At 61.5% G+C, this 1,496-nt stretch carries 2 protein-coding genes and 1 pseudogene; 2 read left to right on the top strand and 1 reads right to left on the bottom strand.

The window, feature by feature from the left end; genetic code table 11:
• Positions 1 to 89 precede the first annotated feature (89 nt).
• On the bottom strand, positions 90 to 503 hold the full coding sequence (locus C492_RS17315) for an urease subunit beta (RefSeq protein ID WP_008426011.1): 414 nt from the start codon (positions 501 to 503) through the stop codon (positions 90 to 92).
• A gap of 177 nt (positions 504 to 680) precedes the next feature.
• On the opposite strand from C492_RS17315, the gene C492_RS24300 reads away from it, so the two are divergent.
• Both C492_RS24300 and C492_RS17310 read left to right on the top strand, forming a co-directional pair.
• Positions 681 to 1,142: a hypothetical protein gene (locus C492_RS24300; RefSeq protein WP_160167007.1), complete on the top strand. Its 462-nt coding sequence runs from the start codon at positions 681 to 683 to the stop codon at positions 1,140 to 1,142.
• A gap of 98 nt (positions 1,143 to 1,240) precedes the next feature.
• Positions 1,241 to 1,496 (top strand): annotated as a pseudogene (locus C492_RS17310) (ABC transporter substrate-binding protein); the annotation flags it as partial.

Below are 1,496 nucleotides of genomic sequence, written 5' to 3'. Positions count from 1 at the left end.
GATGTGTATAAGAGACAGGCCCAGTCGGACCCGATCGCCCTCGGTTGCGCCGAACAGGTCGGTATACTCGCGTCGGGAGAGTTTCGGGGTCATCGCTCGTTCCCTCCAACCGCCGACTCCTCGGCACCGATCCCGAGGAATCCCCGTTCGCGAGCCCGCTCCGTGGCTCGCTCCCGAACCTCCTCGTCGTCCAGCGGTCCCTCGACCAGCCCGCTCATGCCGCGGACGATCCGATCGCCGCCGATCGCCACCAGTTCGACCTCGCGTTTCTGGCCCGGCTCGAATCGGACCGCCGTTCCGGCCGGCACGTTCAGCCGGTAGCCGTACGACCGCTCCCGGTCGAAGCGCAGCCCGGGGTTGATCTCGAAGAAGTGGAAGTGCGACCCGACCTGTACCGGCCGATCTCCGGTGTTCTCGACCGTAACTGTCGTCGTCTCCCGTCCTCCGTTGATCCGAACCGGCTCGTCGGCCGGCAGCAACTCGCCCGGGACGATCCCGCTCATCGATCGATCACCGCGACGCTCGAGCGTTCGTTCATCACGCCGCCCTTCGAAAGGCGATGGCCTAATGAACGCTGTTACAACAATATTTGCAGTAATGAAATATTCGAGGTGAATTACAGTATATATCAACTCATTCGTTCCCCATATTGCCGAATATCGAAGTAAAACTCGACAATCATGAATGCGTCGGACTCGGCGATCTCCGGGAACGAGCGTCGACGGCGACTCTCAGCCGTGGCCGTGTTCGCCGTCGGGGACGGCATTCTCGACCGTCGTCCCGTCGCCGGCGACCCCGTCGGTGAACTCCGCGAACGTGAAGACCGACGCGTACAGGTCGCCGTCCGGCGCGTCCTCGTTATCCGCCGGTTCGTTCGGAACTCGTCGGAACCGACCGTTCGGACGTTGACGGCGTTCGATCCCGAGCTTCGGGGTGTCGAGGACTCTCGCCGCTGCTCGACCGGTTTGGTTGATATTCAGGGCACGGGCGTACCCGTGCCCGAGATTCGACGTATATACACGGGTACCTCCAACAAACTACGCTCGTTCAGTATAATATCACCCTTACCGACGATTGATCATCGGAGGAGACGTTGTACTGTTGGCAGGAAACGCTTTTATATCAGTGATAGAGTCCGATGAACAGAGATAATGTCTGGACGAGCGTCACCCTATATCGGTGTTTTGGTTGATAGAATAGCACATATAACTGGAGAGAGTGCTGGTTCGGAGGGGAGTTCGTGACCGAACGGTCACTCACCCGCCGTTCGGTACTCGCCGCCGGATCGGCCGGTGCACTGGCGGCCACCGCCGGCTGCGTCGGCGAGGGGGCCGTCCTGGGTATGCAGAACGGCGCCTCGAATCCGACGGCGGCCGTCCTCGAGGACCGATCCGGAACGTTCGCGCTGACGGGAACGGCGAAGTACCGGGCGACGAAGCTCGCGATCGAGGAGATCAACCGCGACGGGGGGATCCTCGGCGAGGAACTCGAGGTCT

Source organism: Natronococcus jeotgali DSM 18795 (assembly GCF_000337695.1).
Lineage (GTDB): Archaea > Halobacteriota > Halobacteria > Halobacteriales > Natrialbaceae > Natronococcus > Natronococcus jeotgali.
This window is presented reverse-complemented; position numbering and strand designations above follow the sequence as displayed.

Excerpts from the sequence above, each read along its gene's own strand:
- C492_RS17315 (WP_008426011.1), bottom strand. The coding sequence starts at position 503 with ATGAGCGGGATCGTCCCGGGCGAGTTGCTGCCGGCCGACGAGCCGGTT.
- C492_RS24300 (WP_160167007.1), top strand. The coding sequence starts at position 681 with ATGAATGCGTCGGACTCGGCGATCTCCGGGAACGAGCGTCGACGGCGA.